This is a genomic window from Paracoccus sp. NIOT.M2S5SZ12, from assembly GCF_057748165.1.
In genome coordinates this window covers 157494-183315 of the sequence record NZ_JBYLFR010000008.1, presented here as the reverse complement: position 1 = coordinate 183315, position 25822 = coordinate 157494, and the positions used below count along the sequence as shown (strand labels likewise).

Genomic DNA, 25822 nt, shown 5'->3' with positions numbered 1-25822 from the left:
GCCGTGTCAGGCGCACGCTGCGACTGGTAGCGCACCATCTTGCGATCCGCGCCCGCAATCTCGCACGCCCGCCGTTCTGACAGCCCGAGATGGGCCTTCAGATGCGCGACAGCCTCGCGCTTCACGGCGGGCGTCACCATTTTTTTGACAAGAGTTCCTTCATCGCCGCCATGTCGAGCATCTGCTCGGCCAGCAACTTCTTCAGCTTGGCGTTCTCGTCCTCCAGCGCCTTCAGCCGCTTGGCCTCTGACACCGTCATCCCGGAATACTTCGCCTTCCAAGCGTAGAACGTGCCCTCCGACATCCCGTGCTTGCGGCACAGGTCAGCACACTTTGCCCCCGCCTCATGCTCCTGCAAGATGCCAATAATCTGCTCTTCCGTCAGTCGTGCCTTCTTCATCGTCCGTCCTCTCCATGGGCCGGACTCTAATCGTAGATGGAGGAAAAATCCCGTGGCACGTCATGGGCTCTACAACCAGAAAGAGGTCTGGCCGATTTTCGGCTATGAGGGCGAGAGCTTCTCGCAGGGCGGCTACATCTATCGTGGCTTCGACGACATCGACTGGCTGTGAGGGGACGGATCATGGCAACGGCTGCAAAATTCGAGCTGACCGACGACAGCGTGGTCGTCATCATCGGCACCGGCGCGGGCGGCGGCGTGCTGGCCAACGAACTGGCGCAGAAGGGCGTCAAGGTCGTGGCGCTGGAGGCGGGCGGGCGCTATCTGCCCGAGGACTACATCAACGACGAATGGGAAAGCTTCGGCCAGCTGGCCTGGACCGACCCGTGCACGACCAGCGGCGACTGGCGCGTGGCCAAGGATTTCAGCGGCCTGCCGGCCAGGATCGTCAAGGCGGTGGGCGGCATCACGACCCATCGGGCGGGCGCCTCGATCCGCTTTCAGGAGCATGATTGGAAGGCGCTGACCATCTATGGCGCGGTGGAGGGGGCCAATCTGCTGGACTGGCCCATCGACGCGGCCGAGATGGCCCCCTGGTACGAGAAGGCCGAGGCCAAGCTGGTCGTGACGCGCACCGGAGAGTTTCCCGGCCTGCCCGGCAGCAACAACGACACGGCGTTCGAGGCGGGGGCCAAGGCCATCGGCTATACCGAAATCTAGACCGGGCGCACGGCGATCGACAGCGTCGACACTGTCGAACGTCCTGCCTGGCAGCAGACGGGCTTCTGCTTTCAGGGCTGAAAATGGGGCGCCAAGTGGTCGGCGGCCTAGACCGACATTCCCAAGGGCGAGGCGACCGGCAACCTTGAGGTCCGCGATCACGCGCATGTCGCGCGCATCCTGCACAACGACCAGGGCCGCGTCACCGGGGTCGAGTACTTCGACAAGGACGGCGCCCTGCAGTTCCAGGCCGCGCGTCTGGTGGCCGTCGCGGGCAACAGCTTCGAGAGCCCGCGCCTGCTACTGAACAGCGCCAGCAGCATGTTCCCGGACGGGCTGGCCAACAGCAGCGGCCAAGTCGGGCGCAACTCCATGCGGCATACGATCGGGTCGGTCTATGGCATCGTCGACAAGCCGGTGCGCATGTGGCGCGGCATAACCATGGCGGGCATCATGCAGAACGAGGCGCGCCACGACCCGTCCCGCGGCTTCGTCGGCGGATACGATCGGGAGACGCTGTCCCTGGGCCTGCCCTTCATGGCGGCCTTCTTGGACCCGGGCAGCTGGGGGCGCGAGTTCACCTCGGCGCTGGACCAGTACTAATACATGGCCGGGCTGTGGATCGTCGGAGAGGACATGCCGCAGGAGACGAACCGCGTCACCTCGTCCGACACCGTGGACAAGTTTGGGCTGAAGGTCGCGAACGTCAATTTCAGCGACCACGCCAACGACATCGCCATGCGCAACCGCGCCTATGAGCGGGGGCAGGCCATGTATCGGGCGTTAGGGCCACGCGGACCCTGCCGACGCCGCCCTACCCCCCAACCTCGGCACCAACCGGATGTCGGAACGGGCCGAGGACGGGGTGGTGAACGGGCAGGGACGGTCGCCTGACATCTCGAACCTGCTCATCTCGAATGGCAGCGAGTTTACGACCGGGGCAGCCGGGAACCCGACCCTGACCATCGCGGCGCGGGCGATCCGTCAGGCCGACCGCATCGCCCGCGAGATGAGCGCCGGCACCCTGTGACGATGGCGTCCCCGGCGGCACCCTGCCGCCGGGAACGGTCTGTGATCAGCCCTGGGCCGCGGCGTCGTTCACCTCAGTCTCGGCGATGCGGGTCATGTGGACGTCGCCGTCGCGCGTCCGCTCCAGGCAGTCGCGCAGCACCGCACCGTCGCTGTCCAGCCCAAGCCGGTTCGCAAAGCTCAGCACGCAGCCATAGCCCGCGATCGCGTAATGCGTCAGGCGCTGATACTGGGTGATGATCGCGGCGTCGCGCACATCCGCATTGCCGAACTCGGCCTGCAGGGCATGCTTGCGCGCCTCGGTCACCAGCCCCTCCATGCCCTTGCAATGCTCTCCGGTCGGGTCCTCGCCGTGCTGGTTGCACAGGCCGGCCAGCGCCTCCATGCCCCGCGCGATGCCCTCGTTGCCCGCAATCAGCGCCTCGGCCAGCTCGCGCGAGGTCGCGGCGCGGCCCATCTCGGTCACCACGGGCATTGACTGCTTGCAGGCGGAATAGAGGTCCTTCAGCTGGTCCAGATACAGATCCTTCAACGTGTTCATGCTCATCGCTTTCGCCCTTTCGCGGTTGTCCTGCCGTCCCAACCGGGGGAGCGGGCGCCCGTTCCCTGCAACAGACAAAGATCAGCCGCCGCGGGGCGCTTGACTTCGTCGGCGGCAGGGGCCAGCACTGCGGCCCATCCCGACCGCGAGAGGCTGCCCCATGTTTGCGTGGTTCGAACGCCGCATCGACCCCTATCCCGACGATCCGCCCAGCATGCCCCCACCGGGCCTGTGGCAGTTCGTCCTGCATTACAGCCGCGGCACGCTGCCTTGGCTGGTCGCGCTGGCGATCGGGTCGGGTCTGATCGCGCTGATCGAACTGGCGCTGTTCAACTGGCTGGGGACGCTGGTCGATCAGCTGGCCGACACGCCTCGCGACGCGTTCTGGGACAGGCACGGCACCGGAGTGATCGTGATGGCGGTCGTGCTGCTGGTCGTCATGCCGGCGCTGAACACGGTCACCTCGCTGATCCTGCACCAGTCGCTGATGGGCAACTTTCCGCAGCGCATCCGCTGGCAGGCGCATCGCTGGCTGCTGCGCCAGTCGGTGGGCTATTTCCAGGACGAGTTCGCGGGCCGCATCGCGCAGCGCCTGATGCAGACCGCGCTGGCGGTGCGCGAGGTCTCCATGAAGATCATGGATGTCGGCAGCTATGTCCTGATCTATTTCCTGGGCGCGCTGGTGCTGGCGGCGTCGCAGGACTGGCGGCTGGCGATCCCCTTCATGATCTGGGCCGTGGCCTACGGGCTGCTACTGTCCTATGTGGTGCCGCGCCTCGGGCGCGTCGCGCAAGAGCAGGCCGATGCCCGCAGCGCCATGACCGGGCGGATCGTGGACAGCTATACCAACATCGCCACGGTCAAGCTGTTCTCGCATTCCGACCGCGAGGAGGCGTGGATGCATCAGGGCATGGACCGCTTTCTGGGCACGGTCCACCGGCAGATGCGCCTGTCCAGCCTGCAGGACATCGTGCTGAACCTGCTGAACGTCTGGCTGGTGGCCTCGGTCGCGGGGCTGGGGCTATGGCTGTGGACGCAGGGCCTGATCGCGGTGGGGGCGGTGGCCATCGCCGTGCCGCTGGCGCTGCGGCTGAACAACATGTCGCATTGGATCATGTGGGAGTTCGCGGCGCTCTTCGAGAACATCGGCACGGTCCGCGACGGCATCACCAGCCTGTCCCTGCCGCGCGAGGTGCGCGACGCGCCGGGCGCCGTCGCCCTGCGCCCCGGCCCGGCCGAGATCCGCTTCGACGGCGTGACCTTCCGCTATGGCGGACCGGCGGGGGCGCAGCCCATGGCGGTGCTGGACGACCTGACGCTGCATCTGCGGCCCGGAGAGCGGGTGGGTCTGGTCGGCCGGTCGGGGGCGGGGAAATCGACGCTGATCAACCTGCTGCTGCGCTTTCACGACATCGACGCGGGGCGCATCACCATCGACGGGCAGGACATCGCGACGGTCACGCAGGACAGCCTGCGCGCGGCCATCGGGGTGGTGACGCAGGACAGCTCGCTGCTGCACCGCTCGGTGCGCGAGAACATCACCTATGGCCGCCCCGACGCGACCGAGGCGCAGATCCAGGACGCCCTGCGCATGGCCGAGGCCGACGGCTTCGTCCCCGCCCTCAGCGACAGCCAGGGCCGCCGGGGGTTGGAGGCGCATGTGGGCGAACGCGGCGTCAAGCTGTCGGGCGGCCAGCGCCAGCGCATCGCCATCGCGCGGGTCGCGCTGAAGGACGCGCCGATCCTGATCCTGGACGAGGCCACCAGCGCCCTGGACAGCGAGGTCGAGGCCGCGATCCAGTCCCGGCTGGAGCTGCTGATGCAGGGCAAGACGGTCATCGCCATCGCGCACCGCCTGTCCACCATCGCGGCCATGGACCGGCTGGTCGTTATGGACCAGGGCCGGATCGTGGAACAGGGCACCCATGCGCAGCTTCTGGCGCAGGGCGGCATCTATGCGCGGCTGTGGCACCGGCAGTCGGGCGGCTTTCTGGCCGCCGACGACTGAGCCTGCTCAGGCCTTGCGGGCCTTGCGCGCCTTCTGCCAGGGCGCGCCGTGCCGCAGCCACAGGACCGACAGCCACCACAGCGTGACGCAGGCCCACAGGTCCACGGCCAGCCTGCGCCACATCGGCTGATCGGCGGGCGTCATCTGGAAGGCGTCGCCCAGGACCGACAGCAGCACGCAGGCCACGAAGGAGAACAAGCCCCCCTTGCCGATCTGCTGCAGCGCGACGCCGGGACGGCTCGCGGCCAGCCACTCCGCCACCCGCGCCAAAGGCACCGCGACCAGCCAGGCCGCCGCCATGATCGCCAGATAGCGCGTGCCGTCCAGGCTCCACTTGTCGATCGTGCCATAGACGCGCATCAGCGCCTGCCGGAACTCCAGCGCGGGCTCGCCGATGCGCGCGCCGATGACGATGGCGCTGCCGAAGGCGAACATGCCGATGGCCAGCACGGTCACCAGGTGCCGCCACGGCCACAGCGCGGCCATCAGCCGTTCGCGATAGAGGCCCATGGCCGTCCCGGTATAGAACAGCATCTGCCAGCCGAAGGGGTTGAACAGGAAGCCGTTCTCGGTCCGGTGGTTGGGGATCAGGGCGTTCAACTGCGGCGCGTGCCACCACAGCGCCACCGACCCCGCCGCGACCAGCAGCGGCCAGCGCAGCATCAGCGGCACGACCACGATCGCCAGCGTGATCAGGATGACATAGACGGCCAGCACGTCGATGATGTTGGGCTGCACCCAGAAGGTCGCGACGGTGCCGATGAAGCCCAGGGGGTTCTCCAGCACCCAGACCGCGTACTGGTTCCAGATCGCGGTATGCGGCCGTTCCAGCGCCCAGAGCGCCGCCGACAACAGCGCCATCAGCACCGCGCCGATGATCATGGCGCGCCAGACCTCGAACGCGCGGCGGGCAAAGCGGCGGCGGGCGGCTGCGCGCCCCTCTCGTGCCTCGATGCTGCGCCAGACGATGCCGACCAGGAAGCCCGACAGCAGCACGAACATCTCGGATGCGTCGAAGATCGAGAAGTTGGGCAGGGTCCAGCCGCGCATGACCGAGATCGGCATGTGATTGACCATGATGCTGACCAGCGCGTAACCGCGCAGCATATCCAGAGCGATGAGGCGGTTCATGCGGGCAGTCGGCTCCAGCGGGTCAGCAGCGCCGGGTCCAGCAGCATCGCGTCGGTCTCGGCGCGGTCCATGTCGTCCAGCGCCTGGTGCCGGGTGGCGGCATGGGCGATCTTGGCCTCGGCGGTGATCCGGGCCAGGCGCACGCCGCGCGGCAGGTCATGGGGCAGGGGGGCCAGCATGGCGCAGTGGCGCGCCAGCAGGGTCTCGTCCTCGGCCAGCCGGGTCAGGCTGTCGCGGCCGGTGACGGCCTGGGGCAGGCTGCGGGTGATGGCCGTGGCCTGGGTCAGGATGGCTGGCGGGTCGCGCTCCTCCGGGGTGACCAGCAGGCCGCGCATACGCGCCCACCGCCCGAAGACCGGGCTGGCCGACAGGCGAGAGGTCAGCGGTGACAGGATCAGCCCCGCCAGGATCGGCGACAGCCAGATCAGCTGCCCCGGAGAGAAGGTCGCCAGCACCACCAGCGTCCCCGCGCCCAGGGCCACATGCGCCCAGTGATGGCGCAGCACCACGCCCCAGGGAGGCATGGAGCCTGCGCGGGTCTGGGCGTTCCAGCCGCTGTCGCGGCCCGACAGGATCTCGAAGATCTGGCGGGTCTGGACCAGCATCTGCACGGGCGCGATCAGCGCCGACAGGATCGTCTCGAACAGCGCGCTGGCAAAGATGCGCACCCGGCCGCCCGAATTGCGCGCCAGCGGACGCGCCCAGGCCCGGAAGGTCGCGATGAACTTGGGCAGCAGCAGCAGGCCCATGGCCAGCGCGAACAGCCACAGCATCCGGCGGCTGTCGAAGACCGGCCAGTCGGGGAACAGCTGATAGGCGGTCGGGAAGTATTCCGGCGTTGACAGCAGCACGGTGGCCGACAGGATCAGGCCGACCAGGATCAGCGCCAGCCACAGCGGGCTCATCAGAAAGCCCATGATGCCGATGATCATGTGGGCCCGGCTGACGCCGCGCAGGCCGCGCACGCCCAGCAGGCGCGAATGCTGCAGGTTGCCCTGCGCCCAACGGCGTTCGCGCACCGCCATGTCCAGCAGCGTCGGCGGGCAGCCCTCGAAGCTGCCGCGCAGGTCGTGGTCCAGCCGCACGCTCCAGCCCGCGCGGCAGAGCGCCGCCGCCTCGACGAAGTCGTGGCTGAGGATCGTGCCGCCGAAGGGCGGCTTGCCGGGCAGGCGCGGCAGGCCGCAGGCCTGGGCGAAGGCGGTCACGCGGATGATCGCGTTGTGCCCCCAGTAGTTGCCCGTGTCGCCCGACCAGGCGGCGACGCCGCGCGCGATCATCGGGCCATAGACGCGGCCCGCGAATTTGGTCAGGCGGGCAAAGATCGTCTCTCCGCCGACCAGCATCGGCATGGTCTGGATCAGCCCCACGCGGTCGTCGGCGGCCATGCGCGCGGACAGCGCCCGGATGGTCGCGCCCGACATGACGCTGTCGGCGTCCAGCACGACCATCTGGTCGTAGCGGCCGCCCCAGTGGCGCACGAACTCGGCCAGGTTGCCCGACTTGCGGTCGTCATTGGTCAGGCGGCGGCGATACCACAGGGGCACCGGGCAGCGGGCGCGGGCGGCGTCGATGATCAGCGTCTCGTTCACGGCGACGACGGGGTCGCGCGTGTCGGACAGCACGAAGATCTCGGTCCGGTCGGCCATGCCTTCGGCGGCCAACTCCTGCCCCAGGGCGACCAGCAGGCCAGTGCTGGTGGCGACATCCTCGTGATAGATCGGCATGACCACGACCACGCGGGCGGCGTTCGGACCCTCCGGCGTGCGCAGGCGCGGCGCCAGAAAGCCCGCCAGCGTCCCGCAGAACGAGAAGCCGACCCAGGCAAAGGTCGGCACGAACAGCACCAGCAGCGCGATCTGCATCGGCGTGGGATCGGCCCCGAAGGCCGCCAGCATCTGCGTGAAGCCCACCACCGCCAGCGCCGCCGTGCCGCCGAAAGCGATCAGGCGCGCCATCCAGACGCGCAGGCTGTTCATGCGCCGTCCCGGACCGCCCGCGGGCGGGGCCGCGAAATCCTGGACCGGCATGGTCAGGGGGGCGGGCGGCGGAACGACGGCGTCGCGGGCCGGGGCGTCGTGCAGACCGGCCGGGGTGTCGTGCTGATCCATCATCATGCGGTCCAGCGCGTCATCCAGGTCTCGCTGAGCGCGAGGCCGTCGGGGTCGGTCAGCAGGGCCTGAAGTTCGACCAGGGCCGCGCGGCCCGGCTCGAACTCGAAGGCCAGGCGCAGCACGCCCTGTTCGGGCAGCGGCTTGACATAGGCATGCACGATGCGCCCGTCCGAGGCGCTGACCTGATAGTTCGGCAGCGTCTCGCGGAACAGGCCCAGGTCGAAGTCGATGATGTAGCTGCGCGTCGTCTCGACGTTGATCGAGCGCCCGGAGCGGACCTGACGCACCTTGGCCAGGGGCAGGTTCGTGGGCGGCAGCGCCGCGAAGCTGAGCCGATAGCGGAACTCGGTCCGCTCGCCGCCCGGAATGACGCCGGAGGGCAGCCAGTAGCTGACGATGTTGTCGTTGAACTCGTTCTCGACCGGGATCTCGATCAGGCGCACCTCGCCCTCGCCCCACGCGCCCTCGGGCTCGATCCAGGCGGAGGGGCGCATGTGATAGAGCGCCTCGGCGTCCTGATAGGTCTCGAAGTCGCGGGGCCGCTGGACCAGGCCGAAGCCCTTGGGGTCGCGGTCCACGAAGCTGCTGATCTGCAGGTTGCGCGGCGACATCAGCCCGCGCCACAGCGCCTGGTTGGCGCCGGTCTGCATCTGCAGCCCGTCGCTGTCATGGCAGGCCGGGCGATAGTCGTCGACCACCCGGCGCGAGGCCGGGCTGAACCAGAACATCGAGGTCAGCGGCGCGATTCCCGTCTCGCGCAGGTCCACCCGCGGGAACAGGGCGACGCGGGTGCGCACCATGGTGACCGCGCCGGGCGTCACGTCGAACTGGAACGCGGCCGAGACCGAGCGGCTGTCCAGGATCGCATAGATCCGCACACTTTCGGCACCCTTTTCCGGCTCCACGATCCAGAAGTCGGTGAACAGCGGGAACTCCTCGCCGTCGGGGCTGCCGGTCTTGATGGCCAGGCCCCGCGCGGAGAGGCCGTAGATCGTGCCGCGCGCCACCGCCCGGAAGTAGCTGGCGCCCTGAAAGACGATGAATTCGTCCATCACGCCGGGCCGGTTCAGCGGCGTGCGCATGCGGAAACCGGACCAGCCCATCTCTCCGATGGTGGTCAGGTCGGGGCCGTCGGGAAAGACCGCCGGGTCGAAGTCCAGCATGGCCGGGTCGAAGGGAATCGGGCGGCTGATGCCCTCGCGCACCAGATTGATCTTGACCGGTTCGTAGAAGATCGAACCGGGCGACAGCAGGTCCAGCCCGAAATTCGGATGGGCGGCCAGTGGGTCGGCCTCGCGCCGGAATCGGATGCCGCGATAGCTGTCATAGTTCAGGTTCGCAAAGGTGCCGACCAGATCGGCCACCGGCTGCACATAGATCCGGGCCGAGCGTTCCTGCGCCAGCGTCGCCACCTGCTCGAAGCCGAAGGGTTCGGGCATGGGCGGGCCGTAGGCTGCGGGATCGGTTTCGGCGGGGGCCTGCGCCTGCGCGGGGACCGCCATCAGCGATCCGCCGGCGGCCAGGGCGGTGGCGGCATTGAGGAATTGGCGACGCTTCATGACCGGGGATATCTCGACAGGGATGAGGGAATATAGGGCGGGCGCCGCAGCGCAGCAAGCGTACGGGATGGTTTGCCCGGTTATCCGCCGATAGCGGCGCGCCGGGCAAGCGTCAACTGCGCGACGCGCGCGCAAGGCCGGATCATCGTGGCGTCATTGACGCGCCAGCCAGGCGGTGACGACGGGGCGCAGGTTCTCCTCGCCGCGGGCCTCGGCCTCCTCGATGACGCGGGCCAGCGCGGTCAGGTCGACCCGGCGGATCAGGTGCTTGACCGGGCCGATCGAGGCGGGGCGCATCGACAGGCGCCGGATGCCCAGGGCGGCGAAGGTCAGCGCCTCGACCGGGCGGCCGGCATCCTCGCCGCAGAAGGACAGCGGCACGCGCGCCTCCTCGCAGCGGGCGATGATCTGACGCAACAGCGCCAGGAAGGACACGTTCAGCGTGTCGTAGCGGCGGCGCACGCGCTCGTTCTCGCGGTCGGCGGCGAAGAAGAACTGCTTGAGGTCGTTGCCGCCGATCGAGATGAAGTCGCACATCTCGAAGAATCGTTTGGGCGCGAAGGCCAGCGACGGCGTCTCCAGCATGGCGCCCACGCGGATGTCGCTGGGCATGGAATGGCCAAGCCGCTGCTCGCGCGCCATCTCCTGCATCAGGATGCGGTGCGCGGCCTCGTATTCGGCCATGTCGGCGATGAAGGGGAACATGACGTGCAGCGGCCGCCCGACGCTGGCGCGGATCAGCGCCTGCAGCTGCATGCGCAGAACGCCGCGCTTGTCCAGGCCCACCCGGATCGCGCGCCATCCCATCGCCGGGTTCGGCTCGTCCTGAGGCTTCATGTAGGGCAGAACCTTGTCCGACCCGATGTCCAGCGTGCGGAAATGCACGGGCTTGCCCTGGGCGTTGTCCATGACGCGCGCGTAAAGGCCCGCCAGCTCCGCCCGGCGGGGAACGTGGTTGCGGACCAGGAACTGCAGCTCGGTCCGGAACAGGCCCACGCCCTCGGCGCCCGATCCCTCCAGCGAGGGCAGGTCGGCCATCAGGCCGGCATTCATGAACAGCTGCACCGTCGTGCCGCAGGTCGCGGTCGCGGGCAGGTCGCGCAGCCCGGCATAGCGGTCCTGCGCCGCGGCCTGCATGGCGATCTTGTCCATGAAGGCCTTGTGGACCGATTCCTCGGGGCGCAGGTGGATCACGCCCTGGTCGCCATCGACCAGGATCGGGTCCCCGTTCAGCGCCTCCGACACGATGCGTCCGGCATGGATGACCAGCGGGATGGCCAGCGCGCGCGCGACGATGGCGGCGTGGCTGCCGACCGACCCCTCCTCCAGCACCACGCCCTTCAGGCGGCGGCCGTATTCCAACAGCTCGGCCGGGCCGATGTTGCGCGCGACCAGGATCGGGTTGTCGGGCATCTCGGCGCCGGTATCGCTGCCCTGGCCGGTCAGGATGCGCAGCAGGCGGTTCGACAGGTCGTCCAGGTCATGCAGCCGGTCGCGCAGATAGGGGTCGGCCGCCATCTCCAGCCGGGCGCGGGCAAAGGACTGCTCCTTCTCCACGGCGGCCTCGGCGGAGAGGCCAAGCCGGATGTCCTCCTCCATGCGCTTCAGCCAGCTGCGCGAATGGGCGAACATGCGATAGGCCTCGAGCACCGCAGCATGCTCTCCGCCGCCGCCCATGTCCACCGCGCCCAGCATCCGGTCCACGGTGCTGCGCAGCGTCTCGACGCCCTCGTGCAGGCGGGCCAGCTCGCGGTCGGGATCGTCGCCCACCGGGTTCGCGACCACCACGCGCGGCTCGTGCAGCCAGACGCGGCCCTCGGCGCAGCCCTCCTGGCCGGTCGCGCCGCGGATCATCAGCGGAAAGCGGTGCGCCAGCGGCAGGCTGTCGGTCTGGCTGCCCTGGAAGGCGCCCAGTTCGGTCATCTCGGCCAGCACCATGGCCACCACCTCGAGGCCATAGACCTCGTCCTCGGAGAATTGCCGCGCGGTCGCGCATTGCACGACCAGCACGCCGAGCCGCTCGCCCACGCGCTGGATCGGCACGCCGAGGAAGGCCGGGAACACCTCCTCGCCCGTCTCGGGCATGAAGCGGAAACCGGCCTCGGCGGGGGCGTTGGCGGTGTTGACATGGCGTCCGGTGCGCGCGACGCGGCCGACCAGGCCCTCGCCGAGGCGCAGCCGCGTCTGGTGGACGGCCTCGGGGCGCAGACCCTCGGTCGCGCACAGCTCCAGCGTGTCGGCGTCGCGGAACAGATAGATCGAACAGACCTCGGTCCCCATCGAATCGGCGATGTGATGGGTGATCTGGTCCAGACGGTCCTGGCCCCCGCCCGCGGCGGCCAGGATTTCCTTCAGCCGCCGCAGCAGCTTGCGCGAGTCGCTGTCCGTGCGATCCTGCATCGCCTGCCCGCCTTCCGCCTGCGTCTTGGCCCCGGCACCGGGGCCGGACCGGATGGCTTACGCCTTGTCCAGCTCGAAGGCATCATGCAGCGCCTGCACGGCCAGTTCCATGTATTTCCGATCGATCAGCACCGAAATCTTGATCTCGGAAGTGGAGATCACCTTGATGTTGACGTTTTCATCGGCCAGCGCCTTGAACATGCGCGCGGCGACCCCCGCATGGCTGCGCATGCCGATGCCGACGACGCTGACCTTGGCGACCTCGGTATCCACGACCAGCTCGTCATAGGCGATGGTCCCGGCCTGGCGGGCCTCCTCCATCGCGCGCTTGGCGCGCTCGACCTGGTTGATCGGCACCGAGAAGGTCATGTCGGTCACCGACCCCGGATGGTCGTCGTAATCCTTTTCCGAGATGTTCTGCACGATCATGTCGACGTTCACGCCGGCCTCGGCCAGAGGCGCGAAGATCGCGGCCGAGATGCCGGGCCGGTCCTCGACCGTCACCAGGGTGATCTTGGCCTCGTCGCGCGAAGAGGCGACGCCGTTGACGACTTTCGATTCCATGATTTCATCCTCATCGCAGATCAGCGTGCCGGAATTTTCGTCGGTATCCTCGAAGGAGGACAGCACCCGCAGCCGCACCTTGTAGCGCATGGCCAGCTCGACCGAGCGGGTCTGCAGCACCTTGGCGCCCAGGGATGCCAGCTCCAGCATCTCCTCGAAGGCGATGCGCGGCAGCTTGCGCGCCTTGGAGGTGATGCGCGGATCGGTCGTGTAGACCCCGTCCACGTCGGTGTAGATGTCGCAGCGCTCCGCCCCGAAGGCCGCGGCAAAGGCCACCGCGGTCGTGTCCGATCCGCCGCGGCCCAAGGTGGTGATGCGGCCCTCGGGCGAGACGCCCTGGAAGCCCGCGACCACCGCGACCTTGAAGCCTTCGGCGAACTTCTGGTCCAAATTCTTGCGGGGGATGTCCACGAAGCGCGCGGCCGAATAGGCGGCGGTGGTGTTGATCGGCACCTGCCAGCCCTGCCAGCTGCGCGCGGGCACGTCCATCTCCTGCAGGGTCAGGGCCATCAGGCCCGCGGTCACGTTCTCTCCGGAACTGACCACCGCGTCGTATTCGCGCGCGTCGAACAGCGGCGAGGTCTGCTCGACCCAGCCCACCAGCTCGTTGGTCTTGCCCGACATGGCGCTGACGATGACGATGACGTCATAGCCCCGTTCCACCTCGCGCTGCACCTTGCGGGCGGCGTTCTTGATCCGGTCCAGATCGGCCACCGAGGTGCCGCCGAATTTCATTACCAGAAGCGGCATCACGGGCCTCCAGCCTAAGGATGTGCGTCGGCGGGGCTTTTAGGGGCGGGTGCGGCAAACCGCAAGGGGCGCGATCAGTTCGCGCGCCGCCGCGGCAGGAAGGGCAGGGGGGCCACCGGCACGCCGTCCTCGATCAGCTTGCGGGCGTCCTCGGGGCGGGCCTCGCCGTGGATCGCGCGGGCCGGGCGCTGGCCCTCGTGCATGGCGCGGGCCTCCTCGGCAAAGCTGAGGCCGACGTAATCGGAGTTCCTCTCGACCTGCTCGCGCAGCGCCTCCAGCGCGGCCTCGGCGGGGTTGCGCGCCTCGCGCAGCGACCGCTTGTCGGCGACCGCAGGCGCCATCAGTGCCCGGTCCACCCGCGCCGATCCGCAGGTCGCGCAGGTCACCTGACCGGCATCGCGCATCGCCTCGAACCCGTCCGAGGACCGGAACCAGCCGTCGAAGTCATGGCCCTTCTCGCAGCGCAAGGCATAGCGGATCATCGAAACGCTCCCGTCATCACCCGGGGATATCGGGTCGGCCGCGCGTGCTTGCAAGCCCGTCCGCCAGCGCCTCCAGCCGCGCGATCAGCGGGCCCGGATCGCCCGCCCGCGCCTCCAGCAGGGCGCGCGCCGCGCGGCCCATGGCGCGGGCCTCGTCAGGCGCGTCGACCAGCCGCGCCAGGGTCGCGGCCAGATCGCCCGCCTCGCGCGCCGCGCCATGCGCCTCCAGCATCGCGAAGGGCTCGACGAAATTGCCGACATGCGGGCCGTGGATCAGCGCGCAGCCATGGGCGGCGGGCTCCCAGGGGGTGTGACCGCCGTGATCGACCAGACTGCCGCCGATGACGCAGATGCCGGCGCGGTCGTACCAGCGCGCCATCTCTCCCAACGTGTCGGCCAGCAGCACGCCGCCGGGAGCCGCGTCCGCGGCACCCGCGCTGCGCCGCGCGACGGGCAGGCCGCGCGCGGCGATCAGCGCGGCCACGGCGTCGCCCCGGTCGGGATGGCGCGGCGCCAGGATCAGCCGCAGGTCGGGCCGCGCGGCGCGGATTTCGGCAAAGGCATCCAGGACCCGCGCGTCCTCGCCCTCATGGGTCGAGGCGGCCAGGATGGTGCGGTCGCGGCCCGCGTCCACGGCCGTGGCGGGCAGGGCGGCCGGAGCCAGGAGCTTCAGGTCAAGACGCGGCAGCACCGTCCCGGCCCTGAGACCCAGCCCCAGAAGCCGCGCCTCGCTGGCCTGGTCCTGGGCCGACAGCGCCGCGATGCGGTCCAGCATCGGCCCGATGATGCGCGGGAACCGCCCCCAGGTCGCGGCCGAGCGTTCCGACATGCGCGCCCCTATCATCGCCTGATGCACGCCCCGCCGCGCCAGCAGGCGCGAGCGCAGCGGCCAGAACTCGCCCTCGACCGTGACGGCCAGGCGCGGGCGGGCCGCGTCCAGGAACCGCGCCAGCGCGCCGGGCAGGTCCAGCGGCGCCAGCCGCGCGGCCAGGCCCCAGCCCTGCGCCAGCGCGCGCCCGGTCTCGCTGTTGGTGGTGACCAGCAGGTCGTGGCGGGCGGCCAGGGCGTCGATGACCGTGCGCGCCGAGGTCAGCTCTCCGACCGATGCGGCATGGACCCAGATCGCGGCCGCTTCCGGGCGCGCCCCGCAGACCAGCCGCTCGCGCAGCGCCGCCGATCCGCCCAACCGCGCGCGCAGGCACAAAGCGGCCTCGGCGATGCGGGTCGTGGCGTCATAGAGCATGGGGATTGGTCCCTCGCGGAAAGTCGGTGGAGGCGGGTACCGGAATCGAACCGGTCTTCACGGATTTGCAATCCGGTGCGTAACCTCTCCGCCAACCCGCCGCCGTCGAGAGTGGCCGTGTCCTAGCGGATTGCCGCGACCCTTGCAAGACGCGATCGCCCGCGCCGATGTCCGGCGTTGCCCCGTTTCGGGAAACATGGCAATAGTCGCCCAAACAGCCCAAGCAGAGGTTCCCCCAGATGAGCAATTTCGCCGCGCGCCGCACGATGATGGTGGACACGCAGGTGCGCCCCGCCGACGTCACCAAGTTCCCGGTGATCGAGGCGATGCTGACCATCCCGCGCGAGGATTTCGTGCCCGCCAGCCGTCGGGCCGTCGCCTATACCGGCGAGAACCTGGACATCGGTGGCGGCCGGGTGCTGCTGGAGCCGCGGACCCTGGCCAAGCTGGTCGACGCGCTGGACATCCAGCCCGATGAGCTGGTGCTGGATCTGGCCTGCGGGCTGGGCTATTCGGCCGCCGTCGTCGCGCGCATGGCCGAGGCGGTCGTCGCGATCGAATCCGACGCCGAGCTGGCCGCCGAGGCGGAGACGCGCCTGTCGGAGGCCGGCATCTTCAACGTCGCCGTCCTGCGCGCCGAGCTGGCCGAGGGCGCCCCCAAGCAGGGCCCCTATGACGTCATCCTGGTCGAGGGCGCGGTCGAGGAGATCCCCGCCGCCATCGTCGATCAGCTGCGCGAGGGCGGGCGCATTGCGGCCCTGTTCACCGAGGGCGCCCTGGGCGTCGCCCGCATCGGCACGCGCAAGGGCGGGGTCATCGGCTGGCGCTATGCCTTCAACGCGCGCGCGCCGATGCTGCCGGGCTTCGAACGCCAGCGCGGGTTCACGCTGTGAGGGCGCGGGCGCGCCTCGCGGCGGCGATCCTGGTGCCGGGGCTGGCCTTGGCGGCCCTGCCCGCGCGGGCCGAATCGCTGGCCGACACGATGGTCGCCGCCTATCGCCATTCCGCGCTGATCGAGCAGAACCGCGCCGTGCTACGCGCCGCCGACGAGGATGTCGCGGCCGCCGTCGCGGCCCTGCGCCCGGTCGTCGAATGGGTCGCCCGCCAGAGCGCGTCGCGCGACGAGGGCAGCACCACGGTCCGCTCGACCTCGCTGTCGCTCGGGGCGCAGCTGACGCTCTATGACTTCGGCCGCTCGCAGCTGGCCATCGACGGCGCCAAGGAGCAGGTCTTGGCCACGCGTCAGGCGCTGGTGGGGGTCGAACAGGACATCCTGCTGGCGGCGACGGTCGCCTATTTCGACGTGCGCGAAGCGATCCAGCAGGTCGGCCTGCAGCAGAACTCGGTGGAGGTGCTCAGCAGCGAGCGTCAGGCCGCCCAGGACCGCTTCGACGTGGGCGAGATCACCGTGACCGACGTGGCGCTCGCCGATGCGCAGCTGGCCGCGACGCGGGCCGCGCTGGCCGCCGCGAACGGTCAGCTGGAGGTCGCGCGCGAGACCTATCTGGCCGTGACCGGCCGCCAGCCCGGCCGTCTGGACGCGCCGCCGCCGCTGCCCAGCCTGCCCGCCACCCTGGACGAGGCGCGGCTGATCGCGCAGCGCAGCCACCCCGCCATCGGCCAGGCGCAGCGACAGGCCGCCGCGGCCGAGATCAGCGTGGCCGCCGCCGCCGCCGAACGCAATCCGACCCTGTCGGCCACCGCGGGCATCGGCGTGACGCGCAGCCCGCAGGCGCAGTTGGGCGGCGAATACGGCAGCCGCAATTCCTCATCGGTGGGGCTGGAGCTGAGCCAGACGCTCTATTCCGGCGGGCGTCTGTCGGCCGCGCATCGTCGGGCGATGGCGCAGCGCGATCAGGCGCGGGCGGGGCTTCTGAACGTCTCGCGCCAGATCAGCCAGCAGGTCGGGGAAACCTGGGCCAACATCGCGGTCGCCCGCGCCCAGATCACCGCGATCGACCAGCAGATCTCGGCCGCGCAGCAGGCCTATGACGGCGTGCGAGAGGAGGCGCTGCTGGGCGCGCGGACGACGCTGGACGTGCTGGATGCCGAACAGTCGCTGCTGGAGGCGCGGGCCGACCGGATCTCGGCCGAATCGAATCTCCAGTTAGCTCATTATCAACTTCTGGCTGCTATGGGACTGTTGACGGTAGAAAACCTGCAACTGGGGATACCCACCTATGACCCATCGCAATATTACAATGCGGTCCGCGATGCGCCCGCAACCAGCAAGCAGGGCGAGAGCCTCGACCGCGTCCTGCGCGCCATCGGCCGGAACTGATCCGGCATCGGCGGTGCGCCATGGCTAAGGCGCGCCGCACCCCCGCCCCCGACACCGAGATCCCGGTCGTCGAGGCCGCGAAGCCCCGCCGCAGCCGCGCCGCGAAACCCGCTTCCGAAGCGGTCGCGAAACCCGCCGCCCCACGCCGTGCCAAGGCCGCCAAACCGGCGGAGCCCGCGCCCGCGACGCCGGCCCGCCGCAGCCGCGCCAAGACCGAGGCGGCTCCCCGCAAGCGCGCGCCGAAGCCCGCGGCCATCGTGCCCGCCGCCCTGCCGCCGCTGATCGACGATCAGCCCCTGGGCCAGGCCGCGCAGGAGATCGCGCAGATCCGCGCGCAGATGCGCTATATCCGCCAGATGGTGGACAGCCGCGCCGATGTTCAGCCCGACGCCCATGCCATGCTGCAACGGCTGTGCCAGGATGCCTCGCCGCGCGCGATCCTCTCCGGCACGACCGCCTCGGTCATCGAACTGCGGCCCCATGCCCGCCGCGCGGCCGCCGTCGAGGATGCACCCCGGCCCCGCGCCCGCCGCGCCGCGGCCGGGCAGGGCATGGTCGCCATGCCTCAGCCCCTGGCCGAGCCGCTGCCCGATCTGATCGCCGAACCCGCTCGCGATGCCGTCGTCGCGCCGCCCGTCGAGGCCGAGGTCCCGCCCGCGCCGCCCCGGCGGCGGTCGCGGGTCATGCAACTGCTGTCGGCCTGGGGCGACTGGCTGATGTGGCGGCTGATGCCGCCGACCCTGTCGGACGCTCCGGCCTCGGTTGCGCCCGCCGTGACCGCGCCGCATCCGCAGCCGGTCGAGATCCAGGCCGCCCCGGCCCCGGTGCCGCCCGCGGTTCCCGAGGTTCCCGTGGCGCAGATCGTCACCCAGACCGTCGATCAGATCATGGACGACGCCGCCATGCGCGCGCGCCTGAAGGAGATGATCCGCGAGGAACTGGAGGGAGAGATGGGCGCCCGGTTCTCGGGGAACCTGCGCGCGGTCGTGCGCCGCGAGGTCGCCGCCTCGCTGGATGAGCGGCTGACGCATCTGTGACGCCCACCGCCCCGGACCGCCTCAGTTCAGAAGCGGTTCGGGGTCCAGGCTCTCGAAGCCGCGGCGGATCTCGAAATGCACGAAGCCGGCCTGACCGGCGGTGCCCAGGGCCTCGCCCGCATCGACCCGGTCGCCCTTGGCCACGGCCACATCGCCCAGATTCGCATAGACGCTCATCAGGCCTCCATCATGGCGCAGCACGACGATGGGCGTTCCGGCGCTGTCGCGGGTGATGGCCGCGACCTCTCCGCCGCCCGCCGCCGCGACGCTGGCCCCGCCCTGGGCCGCGATGTCGATGCCGTCGTTGCGACCCTTCTCATAGACACGGATGATCGCGCCGTCGACGGGCATGCGGAACTGCCCCCCGCTGGAAGCCGCCGTCCGCGTGGCGCCCAGATCGGTGCTGGCGACCGCCGGGGTCGGCGTGTCGGCCGTGGGCGTGTCCTCATCCGGCAGGGGCTGCGCGGCCGAGGGCGGCGGCGGCGTCGGGCTGCCGCTGCCGGGCGCGGTGACGGCCAGCGGATCGGGGCGCGCGCCCGCCTGCGGCACGATCAGCCGCTGACCGGTGCGCAGGCTCATGTCGGCCGGCAGGCCGTTCCAGCTGGCCAGATCCTGCACGCTGACGCCATAGCGCCGGGCAACCGCCCAGGCCGTCTCGCCGGCCGTCACGACATGCTCCCGGGGATTGGCGGGGGAGGCGGCCGGGGCCGCCGCGGCGCGCCCGGCGAAGGGGTCGGTCACCACCGTCGTCGGCGCGGTGGCGGTGCCCGCGGGTGCCCCGCCGCCCACGCCGCGCGGCAGGACCAGCACCGCGCCGGCCTGCAGGGGCGCGTCGGGCGGCAGGGCGTTGTGCGCGGCCAGCTCCGCGGCGGGCAGGCCGAGGCGCGCGGCGATGGCGGCAGGGGTCTCTCCGGCTTGGGCGACGGCGGCCTGGCCGTTGGCAAAGCTGATCACCCCCCGTGCGTCCGGGGCGGGGCGGGGCGAGGCGGCGGCGGCCGCGCCCGCGGTATCCATGCCGCCCATCAGCCCCCGCAGGTCCGGGTCGAAGGTTCCGTCGGCCCCGCAGGCCGTCAGCCCCAGCAGGGCCAGCACCGCGCATCCTGCGCGAAAATCATGTCTGCTCATGGTCTTGTCCTCAGCCTGCCTTCTGGTGGCCGGGGGTCATGTCTGACCCAACCCCTCGACCAGCGGAACGAACCGCACCTGCCGCAGCTCGTCATAGTCGAACCCGCCCTGGGTCCGCGTCACGCGGATCAGGGTCTGGACCGCGTCGGACTGTCCGACCGGCACGACCATGATACCGCCGATCTTCAGCTGTGCCAACAGCGGTCCGGGCGGGTCCTCGGCCGCGGCGGTCACCAGGATGCGATCGAAGGGCGCCTGATCGGGCAGCCCGCGCGAGCCGTCGGCGACCTGCGCGATGATATTGTGGAGCCCCAGGTCGCGGAAGATCGCCTCGGCCTCCTGGACCAGGCGGCGATGGCGGTCGACGGTATAGACGCGCCGGCACAGCCCCGACAGGACCGCCGCCTGATAGCCCGAGCCCGTGCCCACCTCCAGCACCGTGTCGCGCGGCCCGACCTCCAGCGCCTGCGTCATCAGCCCCACGACCGAGGGCTGGCTGATCGTCTGCCCGCAGGGAATCGGCAGGGGCGTGTCCTCATAGGCGCGATCGGCGAACTGGCCGCGCACGAACAGGCCGCGGTCGATCCCCTCCATCACGGCCAGCACGCGGGGGTCGGTCACGCCGCGCGTGCGCAGCTGGTAGACGAAGCGCATCTTGCGTTCGGCGTCATCCCCGCTCATGCGCCGCGCTCACTCGGCGGCCTGGGGCAGCGGATCGTCAAGAACCGCGGCCAGACGGTCCAGCGACGCGTGGCAGGTCAGGTCGGCCCGCATCGGCGTGACCGAGATGTACCCCTCCATCGTCGCGGCCACATCGGTCCCGTCGCGCGCCGGGGCCTGCTGCGAGCCGCCGGCGATCCACATGAAGCGCCGCCCGTTCGGCGCGCTGTAGGGCACCGCGGCAAAGCGCGACCCCTGCCGCTGCCCTTGCGGCACCACGCGCAGGCCGCGCACCTCGGCGGCGGGCACGGGCGGAAAGTTCACGTTGTAGAACAGCCGGAAATCGGCGTCCGCGCTCCAGTCGCCGTGATCCAGCAGGCGGCGGATCACCGCGGCGCCGTGACGGCGCGCGCCCTCGAACGGGTCGGCCAGATCGGCGGTGCGCGGCCCCAGATACTGCGACAGGGCGATGGCGGGCAGGCCCTGCAGCGCGGCCTCCATCGCGCCGCCGATCGTGCCGGAATACATCGCGTTCTCGCCCGCGTTGTTGCCGCGGTTCACGCCGGACAGGACCAGATCGGGAGCAACCTTCAGGATGTCGCCCAGGGCCGCCAGCACGCAATCGGCCGGGCTGCCCTCGGCGGCATAGCGGCGTTCGGCCAGGCGCGCGACCATGGTGGGGTGGGTATAGCTGATGCAATGGCCCACGCCCGACTGCTCGAAGGCGGGGGCGACGGTCCAGACCTCGCCATGGGGACCGGCCAGCTCGGTCGCGATCTGGTGCAGCACCTCAAGGCCCGGTGCGTTGATGCCGTCGTCATTGGTGATGAGAATGCGCATCCTGTCCCCTGTGCCGGTAGCCCGCGCCCCCTGCGCACGCGGATGTGACCCGATCTGCTTAGCGGCGGCGGCTTTCTGCTTCAACCCGTTCCTGTGCCGCAGGGGCGGAAGCGGTTTGACCTTGGCCGCGACCCGATGCATCGTGAGGGTGTGCGCAACGGGCCGGGATGCGATGCAGATCTATCTTCCCATCGCCGAGGTCTCGGTCAATGCCTTCACCCTGATGGGGCTTGGCGGGCTGGTTGGCGTCATGTCGGGCCTGTTCGGCGTGGGCGGGGGCTTCCTGATCACGCCGCTGCTGTTCTTTATCGGCATCCCGCCTGCCATCGCGGTGGCGACCGGGGCGAACCAGGTGGTCGCGTCGTCGGTGTCCGGCGTTCTGGCCCACATGAAGCGCAAGACCGTCGATTTCCGCATGGGGGGCGTGCTGCTGGCCGGGGGGATGGTCGGATCGGGGCTGGGGGTCCTGGTCTTCAACATGCTGCAGAGGCTGGGCCAGGTCGAGCTGGTCGTCCAGCTGTGCTATGTCGTGTTCCTGGGCCTGATCGGCGCGATGATGCTGCAGGAGAGCCTGCGCGCGCTGCTCCGCGCCCGTCAGCCCGCCGGGCGGCGGCGCCTGCATCAGCACATGTGGGTCCATCGCTGGCCGATGAAGGTCAAGTTCCGGGCCTCGGGCCTCTACATCAGCGTCATCCCGCCCCTGATGGTGGGGGTCGCGGTGGGGGTTCTGGCGGCGATCATGGGGGTCGGGGGCGGCTTCATCATGGTGCCCGCGATGATCTATCTGCTGGGCATGCCGACCAAGGTCGTGGTGGGCACGTCGCTGTTCCAGATCACCTTCGTCACCGCCTTCACCACGCTGATGCATGCGGTGAACTACAACACCGTGGACGTGATGCTGGCGGTGCTGCTGATACTGGGCGGGGTGATCGGGGCGCAGGTCGGCACGACGCTTGGTGCCAAGCTGCGGGCCGAACAGCTGCGCATCCTTCTGGCGCTCCTGGTGCTGGCGGTCTGCGGCAAGCTGGCGCTGGACCTTTTCCTGCGGCCGGACGACCTGTTCGTCATCACCTCGCGGGGGGCGTGATGCGCGCGCTGATCCTGGGGCTTGCCCTGTCGCTGACGCCGGCCGCGCTGATGGGGCAGGGGGCCGGATCGACCATGCCCGCCGCGCCCGAGGCCGGGCTGATCCCCCCCGTTCCCGCGCCCGAGAGCTGGCCGCTGTTTCCCGATCCGGGCCTGCCCACCGCCCCCGACGCCGCCGAGGTCCCGCCCGAGCAGGTCGTGGCCGGCCTGTCGAACAGCGCGGTGGCGATCACCACCAGCTTCGACGGGTCGGACATCCTGATCTATGGCGCGGTGCGGCGCGAGACGCCGATCCCGGACGGGCCGCTGGACGTGATCGTGACCATTGAGGCCCCCTCCCAGCCCCTGACCATCTGGCAGAAGGCGCGCCGATTCGGGATTTGGATGAACACCGACCGGGTCGATGTGGGCGCGGCGCCCAGCTTCTATGCGGTGGCGACGACCCGACCCCTGGCCCAGATCCTGTCGCCGGACTGGGACAACCGCTATCGGATCTCTCTGCCGCTGGTGCTGCGGGCCTTCGGCGGTGCGCAGGAGGTCGACGACGCGCGCCCCTATACCGAGGCGCTGATCCGCCTGCGTCAGCAGAACGGCCACTACCGGCTGGAGGAGGGGGCGGTGACCCTGGTCGAGGATACGCTGTTCCGCACCGACATCCGCCTGCCCGCGAACCTGGTCGAGGGCGATTACCGGGCGCGCATCTTCCTGCTGCGCGAGGGGGCGGTCATGGACGCCTATGGCGCGGCGATCCAGGTGCGCAAGGTGGGGCTGGAGCGTTGGCTGTACCGGCTGGCCTTCGATCAGCCGCTGCTCTACGGGCTGATGTCGCTGGCGGTGGCGGTGGCGGCGGGCTGGGGCGCCTCGGCCGCCTTTCGCAAGCTGCGCCGGTCCTGAGGCGCCATCTGCGTCCCGCGACGGGCCGGGGGGCCAGCCCCCCGGACCCCCCGCCGTCGCGCGTCATGCAAGCGGGCATCCCGACGGAAAAAGGCCCCCGCGCAGCTGCACGAGGACCCTCAGGAGCAATGATTGCGAGCACGCACCATCCGGACCGCGGATGGCGAGGCGTGATCAGATGTCGTTACCCATCTTGCCTTTGATGGTGCCGGACACATTCTGCGCCGTGCCCTTGGCCTGCTGGGCCTTGCCTTCGGCCTCGAGGCGCTCGTTGTCGGTCATCTTGCCGACGCCTTCCTTGATGCTGCCCGCCAGCTTGTTTCCGGCAGCCTTGGCCTTGTCGGTCATCTCGCCCATGGGGGACACTCCTTCGTTGCAGTGTTGATCTCGGACCAACATCCGTCGCGCACAAAAGGTTCCCATGCGAAAGGCCCGCCCCCGTCATAGCGGGTGCGGGCCTTTCCTTGCCTTCAGGACGGACCGCGCGACGCGGCCCGGCAGGGATGATCAGGCGGCAGCCTTGGCCTGGGCCACGATCGCACCGAAGGCGTCGGGCTCGTTCACGGCCAGGTCGGCCAGGACCTTGCGGTCAACCTCGATGCCGGCCTTCGACAGCAGGTTGATGAAGCGCGAATAGGTCATCTCGGCGTCGACCAGACGGACGGCGGCGTTGATGCGCTGGATCCACAGGGCGCGGAAGTTGCGCTTGCGGGTCTTGCGGTCGCGGGTGGCGTACTGGTTCGCCTTGTCGACGGCCTGGGTGGCGGTGCGGAAGTTCCGCGAACGGGCGCCGTAATAGCCCTTGGCCTGATCCAGGACCTTCTTGTGGCGGGCGTGGGTGACCTTGCCGGATTTGACTCGTGCCATTGTTCAGTCCTCGATCAGCGGTTGTAGGGCATGTATTTCTTGACGATCTTGGCATCCGCGTCGCACAGGACGGTGGTGCCGCGCGCGTCGCGAATGAACTTCGTCGTGCGCTTGATCATGCCGTGGCGCTTGCCGGCCTGGCCGGCCTTCACCTTGCCCGAGGCCGTGAACGAGAACCGCTTCTTGGCAGCGGATTTGGTCTTCATCTTCGGCATTTTCATCTCCTTCATCAGAGTGAACGCGCGGCTCGGCAATGCCATGTCGGCCGGCCGCGCGGGAACGGAAGCGTCGCCATACACAGGCGCGCGCCTCATGGCAAGGGGTCAGGGCGCGGTCTGCATCCCCGTCGCGTCGCGGACGGCGGCCGGGATGGTGTCGACCCCGAACGGGGCGGGGTCCAGATAGGCCCCCGCAAAGATCAGCACGATGCCGCCCAGTAGGGCCAGCGCGGCCGCGCGCGGCGGCTGCGTCTGCAGCAGCTGGACGACCGCCAGCAGCACGGACAGCACGCAGAGCGCAAGCCCCGCCAGCAGAAGAAGATCGGACATCGCCACCCCCAGGTTTTCAGCCTTTAGCGTTATTCCGGGTCGGTGGCGAAGATCAAGCGGTCATCGCAGGGCGCGATGCGCAGGATGTTGGTGGTGCCGGGCACGTTGAAGGGCACCCCGGCCATCACCACGACCTTGCGCGATTCGTCCGCAAAGCCGTATTCGCGCGCCGCGCGGGTGCCGTTCACGACCGCCTCCTTGAAGCGCGACAGGCGGGGCGTGATCACGCAATGCGTGCCCCAGGTCAGCACCATGCGCCGCGTCACGGCCTCGATCGGGCTCAGCGCCAAGATGGGGACGCGGGGGCGTTCGCGGGCGACCAGGCTGACGGTCTTGCCCGACTGCGTGAAGGCGCAGATGGCGGCCACGTCGGTCGTCTCGGCGATCTCGCGGGCGGCGGTCACGATGGCGTCGGGGACCGAGGACAGGCTGGCCTTGCGCGCCGCCTCGATGATCGAGCGGTAGTTCGGGTCCGCCTCGACCGAACGCGCGACATTGTCCATGGTGCGCACCGCATCGACCGGATAGCTGCCGGCCGCGCTCTCGGCCGAGAGCATGACCGCGTCGGCGCCCTCGTAAATGGCGTTGGCGACGTCGCTGACCTCGGCGCGGGTGGGCATCGGGCTGTCGATCATAGATTCCAGCATCTGCGTCGCGACGATCACCGGCTTGGCGGCGCTGCGGCACAGGCGCACCAGGCGCTTCTGGATCGGCGGCACGGAATGGACCGGCAGCTCGACGCCCAGATCACCCCGCGCGACCATGATCCCGTCCGAGGCCTTCAGGATCTCGTCGAAGGCCCGCACGGCGGCCGGCTTCTCGATCTTGGACAGGACGGCGGCGCGGCCCTGGGCCAGGACCTTGGCCTCCTCCACGTCCTCGGCGCGCTGCACGAAGGACAGCGCCAGCCAGTCGACGCCCAGCTGGCAGGCGAATTCCAGATCGGCCCGGTCCTTGTCCGACAGCGCGGCCAGCGGCAGCACCACGTCCGGCACGTTCACGCCCTTGCGGTCGCTGATGGTGCCGCCCACGGTGACCGTGCACTCGGCGAAGTCGGGGCCGCAGCTCTGCACCGTCAGGCGGATCTTGCCGTCATTGACCAGCAGTTCGGACCCCTCGATCAGCGCCGCGAAGATCTCGGGATGGGGCAGCTGGACGCGGTGGCTGTCGCCCGGCTCGGGGGACAGGTCAAAGCGGAACGCGTCGCCCTCCTCCAGGTCATGGGCGCCGGCCAGGAACTGGCCCACGCGCAGCTTGGGACCCTGGAGGTCGGCCAGGATGGCGATGGGGCGGCCGGTCTCGGCCTCGATCTCGCGGATCGTGTTGAAGCGGGCGCGATGGTCGTCGTGGCTGCCATGGCTCATGTTCAGGCGGAACACGTCGGCCCCGGCATCGAACAGCGACCGGATGACCTCCTTGGTCGAGGATGCCGGCCCCAGGGTTGCCACGATCTTCACGTTGCGATGTCGTCTCATCATCCCGCCCTTGTCTCAGGTTTAGCGCTACCTATGCCCCAAAGGGGACGCTTGGGCAACTGGCGTCTGTC

The 25822-nt window shown here is 69.9% G+C and carries 22 protein-coding genes, 1 tRNA gene and 3 pseudogenes; 8 read left to right on the top strand and 18 right to left on the bottom strand.

The window, feature by feature from the left end; translation table 11 throughout:
- Positions 1-400: pseudogene (locus tag AC2SGK_RS09700) on the bottom strand (transposase); the annotation flags it as partial.
- Between the two features lie 64 nt (positions 401-464).
- Here AC2SGK_RS09700 and AC2SGK_RS09695 point away from each other — a divergent pair.
- Both AC2SGK_RS09695 and AC2SGK_RS09690 read left to right on the top strand, forming a co-directional pair.
- Positions 465-572 (top strand): annotated as a pseudogene (locus AC2SGK_RS09695) (Twin-arginine translocation pathway signal); the annotation flags it as partial.
- Positions 573-583: 11 nt separating this feature from the next.
- Positions 584-2150: pseudogene (locus AC2SGK_RS09690) on the top strand (GMC family oxidoreductase).
- A gap of 45 nt (positions 2151-2195) precedes the next feature.
- On the opposite strand, the gene AC2SGK_RS09685 reads toward AC2SGK_RS09690, so the two are convergent.
- The gene (locus AC2SGK_RS09685) at positions 2196-2696 is read right to left on the bottom strand and encodes a DUF892 family protein (RefSeq protein WP_488323355.1); all 501 of its coding nucleotides are present in this window, start codon (positions 2694-2696) and stop codon (positions 2196-2198) included.
- Positions 2697-2850: 154 nt separating this feature from the next.
- Here AC2SGK_RS09685 and AC2SGK_RS09680 point away from each other — a divergent pair, with 154 nt between their 5' ends.
- Positions 2851-4698, top strand: a complete 1848-nt coding sequence (locus tag AC2SGK_RS09680) for an ABC transporter ATP-binding protein (protein WP_488323354.1) — start codon at positions 2851-2853, stop codon at positions 4696-4698.
- A gap of 6 nt (positions 4699-4704) precedes the next feature.
- Here the strand turns inward: AC2SGK_RS09680 and opgC are convergent, their stop codons facing one another.
- The 8 genes from opgC to AC2SGK_RS09640 all read right to left on the bottom strand — a co-directional run bounded on the left by opgC (position 4705) and on the right by AC2SGK_RS09640 (position 15039).
- Complete coding sequence (opgC, locus tag AC2SGK_RS09675) at positions 4705-5829, bottom strand: OpgC domain-containing protein (RefSeq protein ID WP_488323353.1); 1125 nt, start codon at positions 5827-5829, stop codon at positions 4705-4707.
- A complete protein-coding gene (gene mdoH, locus AC2SGK_RS09670; RefSeq protein ID WP_488323352.1) occupies positions 5826-7943 on the bottom strand; it encodes a glucans biosynthesis glucosyltransferase MdoH in 2118 nt (705 codons plus the stop codon). Before mdoH ends, opgC begins: the two co-directional genes overlap by 4 nt.
- Positions 7940-9499: an OpgD/OpgG family glucan biosynthesis protein gene (locus AC2SGK_RS09665; RefSeq protein ID WP_488323351.1), complete on the bottom strand. Its 1560-nt coding sequence runs from the start codon at positions 9497-9499 to the stop codon at positions 7940-7942. Before AC2SGK_RS09665 ends, mdoH begins: the two co-directional genes overlap by 4 nt.
- Positions 9500-9652: 153 nt before the next feature.
- On the bottom strand, positions 9653-11899 hold the full coding sequence (gene ptsP / locus AC2SGK_RS09660; protein WP_488323350.1) for a phosphoenolpyruvate--protein phosphotransferase: 2247 nt from the start codon (positions 11897-11899) through the stop codon (positions 9653-9655).
- A 57-nt stretch (positions 11900-11956) separates the two neighbouring features.
- Positions 11957-13213: an aspartate kinase gene (locus tag AC2SGK_RS09655; protein WP_488323349.1), complete on the bottom strand. Its 1257-nt coding sequence runs from the start codon at positions 13211-13213 to the stop codon at positions 11957-11959.
- A 74-nt stretch (positions 13214-13287) separates the two neighbouring features.
- Positions 13288-13695, bottom strand: coding sequence for a DUF1178 family protein (locus tag AC2SGK_RS09650; protein WP_488323348.1), 408 nt, complete (start codon positions 13693-13695; stop codon positions 13288-13290).
- A 16-nt stretch (positions 13696-13711) separates the two neighbouring features.
- Positions 13712-14938 carry a 3-deoxy-D-manno-octulosonic acid transferase gene (locus AC2SGK_RS09645; RefSeq protein WP_488323347.1) on the bottom strand — a complete coding sequence of 409 codons (1227 nt, stop codon included), beginning with the start codon at positions 14936-14938 and terminating at the stop codon, positions 13712-13714.
- A 27-nt stretch (positions 14939-14965) separates the two neighbouring features.
- Positions 14966-15039, bottom strand: a tRNA-Cys gene (locus tag AC2SGK_RS09640).
- A gap of 138 nt (positions 15040-15177) precedes the next feature.
- Here AC2SGK_RS09640 and AC2SGK_RS09635 point away from each other — a divergent pair.
- From AC2SGK_RS09635 to AC2SGK_RS09625, 3 genes are read left to right on the top strand one after another with little or no spacing between them, the layout of a single operon-like run.
- The gene (locus AC2SGK_RS09635; protein WP_488323346.1) at positions 15178-15831 is read left to right on the top strand and encodes a protein-L-isoaspartate O-methyltransferase family protein; all 654 of its coding nucleotides are present in this window, start codon (positions 15178-15180) and stop codon (positions 15829-15831) included.
- Positions 15828-17219, top strand: coding sequence for a TolC family outer membrane protein (locus tag AC2SGK_RS09630; RefSeq protein ID WP_488323345.1), 1392 nt, complete (start codon positions 15828-15830; stop codon positions 17217-17219). The genes AC2SGK_RS09635 and AC2SGK_RS09630 overlap by 4 nt, the downstream gene beginning before the upstream one ends.
- 20 nt (positions 17220-17239) lie before the next feature.
- Positions 17240-18256: a hypothetical protein gene (locus AC2SGK_RS09625; protein ID WP_488323344.1), complete on the top strand. Its 1017-nt coding sequence runs from the start codon at positions 17240-17242 to the stop codon at positions 18254-18256.
- 21 nt (positions 18257-18277) lie between these two features.
- On the opposite strand, the gene AC2SGK_RS09620 is transcribed toward AC2SGK_RS09625, so the two are convergent.
- Genes AC2SGK_RS09620 through surE form a run of 3 tightly spaced genes read right to left on the bottom strand, consistent with a single transcriptional unit; the run spans position 18278 to position 20881 of the window.
- Entirely contained in the window at positions 18278-19381 is a 1104-nt protein-coding gene (locus AC2SGK_RS09620) for a LysM peptidoglycan-binding domain-containing protein (RefSeq protein ID WP_488323343.1), read from the bottom strand.
- A gap of 36 nt (positions 19382-19417) precedes the next feature.
- Positions 19418-20062, bottom strand: coding sequence for a protein-L-isoaspartate(D-aspartate) O-methyltransferase (locus AC2SGK_RS09615; protein WP_488323342.1), 645 nt, complete (start codon positions 20060-20062; stop codon positions 19418-19420).
- A 9-nt stretch (positions 20063-20071) separates the two neighbouring features.
- Positions 20072-20881 (bottom strand): 5'/3'-nucleotidase SurE, encoded by an 810-nt coding sequence (gene surE, locus AC2SGK_RS09610; protein WP_488323341.1) that lies wholly within the window; start codon positions 20879-20881, stop codon positions 20072-20074.
- A gap of 172 nt (positions 20882-21053) precedes the next feature.
- Between surE and AC2SGK_RS09605 the strand changes: the two genes are divergently transcribed.
- Positions 21054-21968, top strand: coding sequence for a sulfite exporter TauE/SafE family protein (locus AC2SGK_RS09605; RefSeq protein ID WP_488323340.1), 915 nt, complete (start codon positions 21054-21056; stop codon positions 21966-21968).
- Positions 21968-22861: a TIGR02186 family protein gene (locus AC2SGK_RS09600; RefSeq protein WP_488323339.1), complete on the top strand. Its 894-nt coding sequence runs from the start codon at positions 21968-21970 to the stop codon at positions 22859-22861. Before AC2SGK_RS09605 ends, AC2SGK_RS09600 begins: the two co-directional genes overlap by 1 nt.
- 174 nt (positions 22862-23035) lie before the next feature.
- On the opposite strand, the gene AC2SGK_RS09595 is transcribed toward AC2SGK_RS09600, so the two are convergent.
- The 5 genes from AC2SGK_RS09595 to pyk form a co-directional block, all read right to left on the bottom strand.
- The gene (locus tag AC2SGK_RS09595) at positions 23036-23218 is read right to left on the bottom strand and encodes a CsbD family protein (RefSeq protein ID WP_411838648.1); all 183 of its coding nucleotides are present in this window, start codon (positions 23216-23218) and stop codon (positions 23036-23038) included.
- 150 nt (positions 23219-23368) lie between these two features.
- Positions 23369-23728: a 50S ribosomal protein L20 gene (gene rplT, locus AC2SGK_RS09590; protein WP_411838649.1), complete on the bottom strand. Its 360-nt coding sequence runs from the start codon at positions 23726-23728 to the stop codon at positions 23369-23371.
- A gap of 14 nt (positions 23729-23742) precedes the next feature.
- Positions 23743-23943, bottom strand: coding sequence for a 50S ribosomal protein L35 (gene rpmI / locus AC2SGK_RS09585; protein ID WP_136857472.1), 201 nt, complete (start codon positions 23941-23943; stop codon positions 23743-23745).
- Positions 23944-24051: 108 nt separating this feature from the next.
- Entirely contained in the window at positions 24052-24276 is a 225-nt protein-coding gene (locus tag AC2SGK_RS09580) for a hypothetical protein (RefSeq protein ID WP_488323338.1), read from the bottom strand.
- A 29-nt stretch (positions 24277-24305) separates the two neighbouring features.
- Entirely contained in the window at positions 24306-25751 is a 1446-nt protein-coding gene (gene pyk / locus AC2SGK_RS09575; RefSeq protein ID WP_488323337.1) for a pyruvate kinase, read from the bottom strand.
- Positions 25752-25822: the final 71 nt, after the last annotated feature.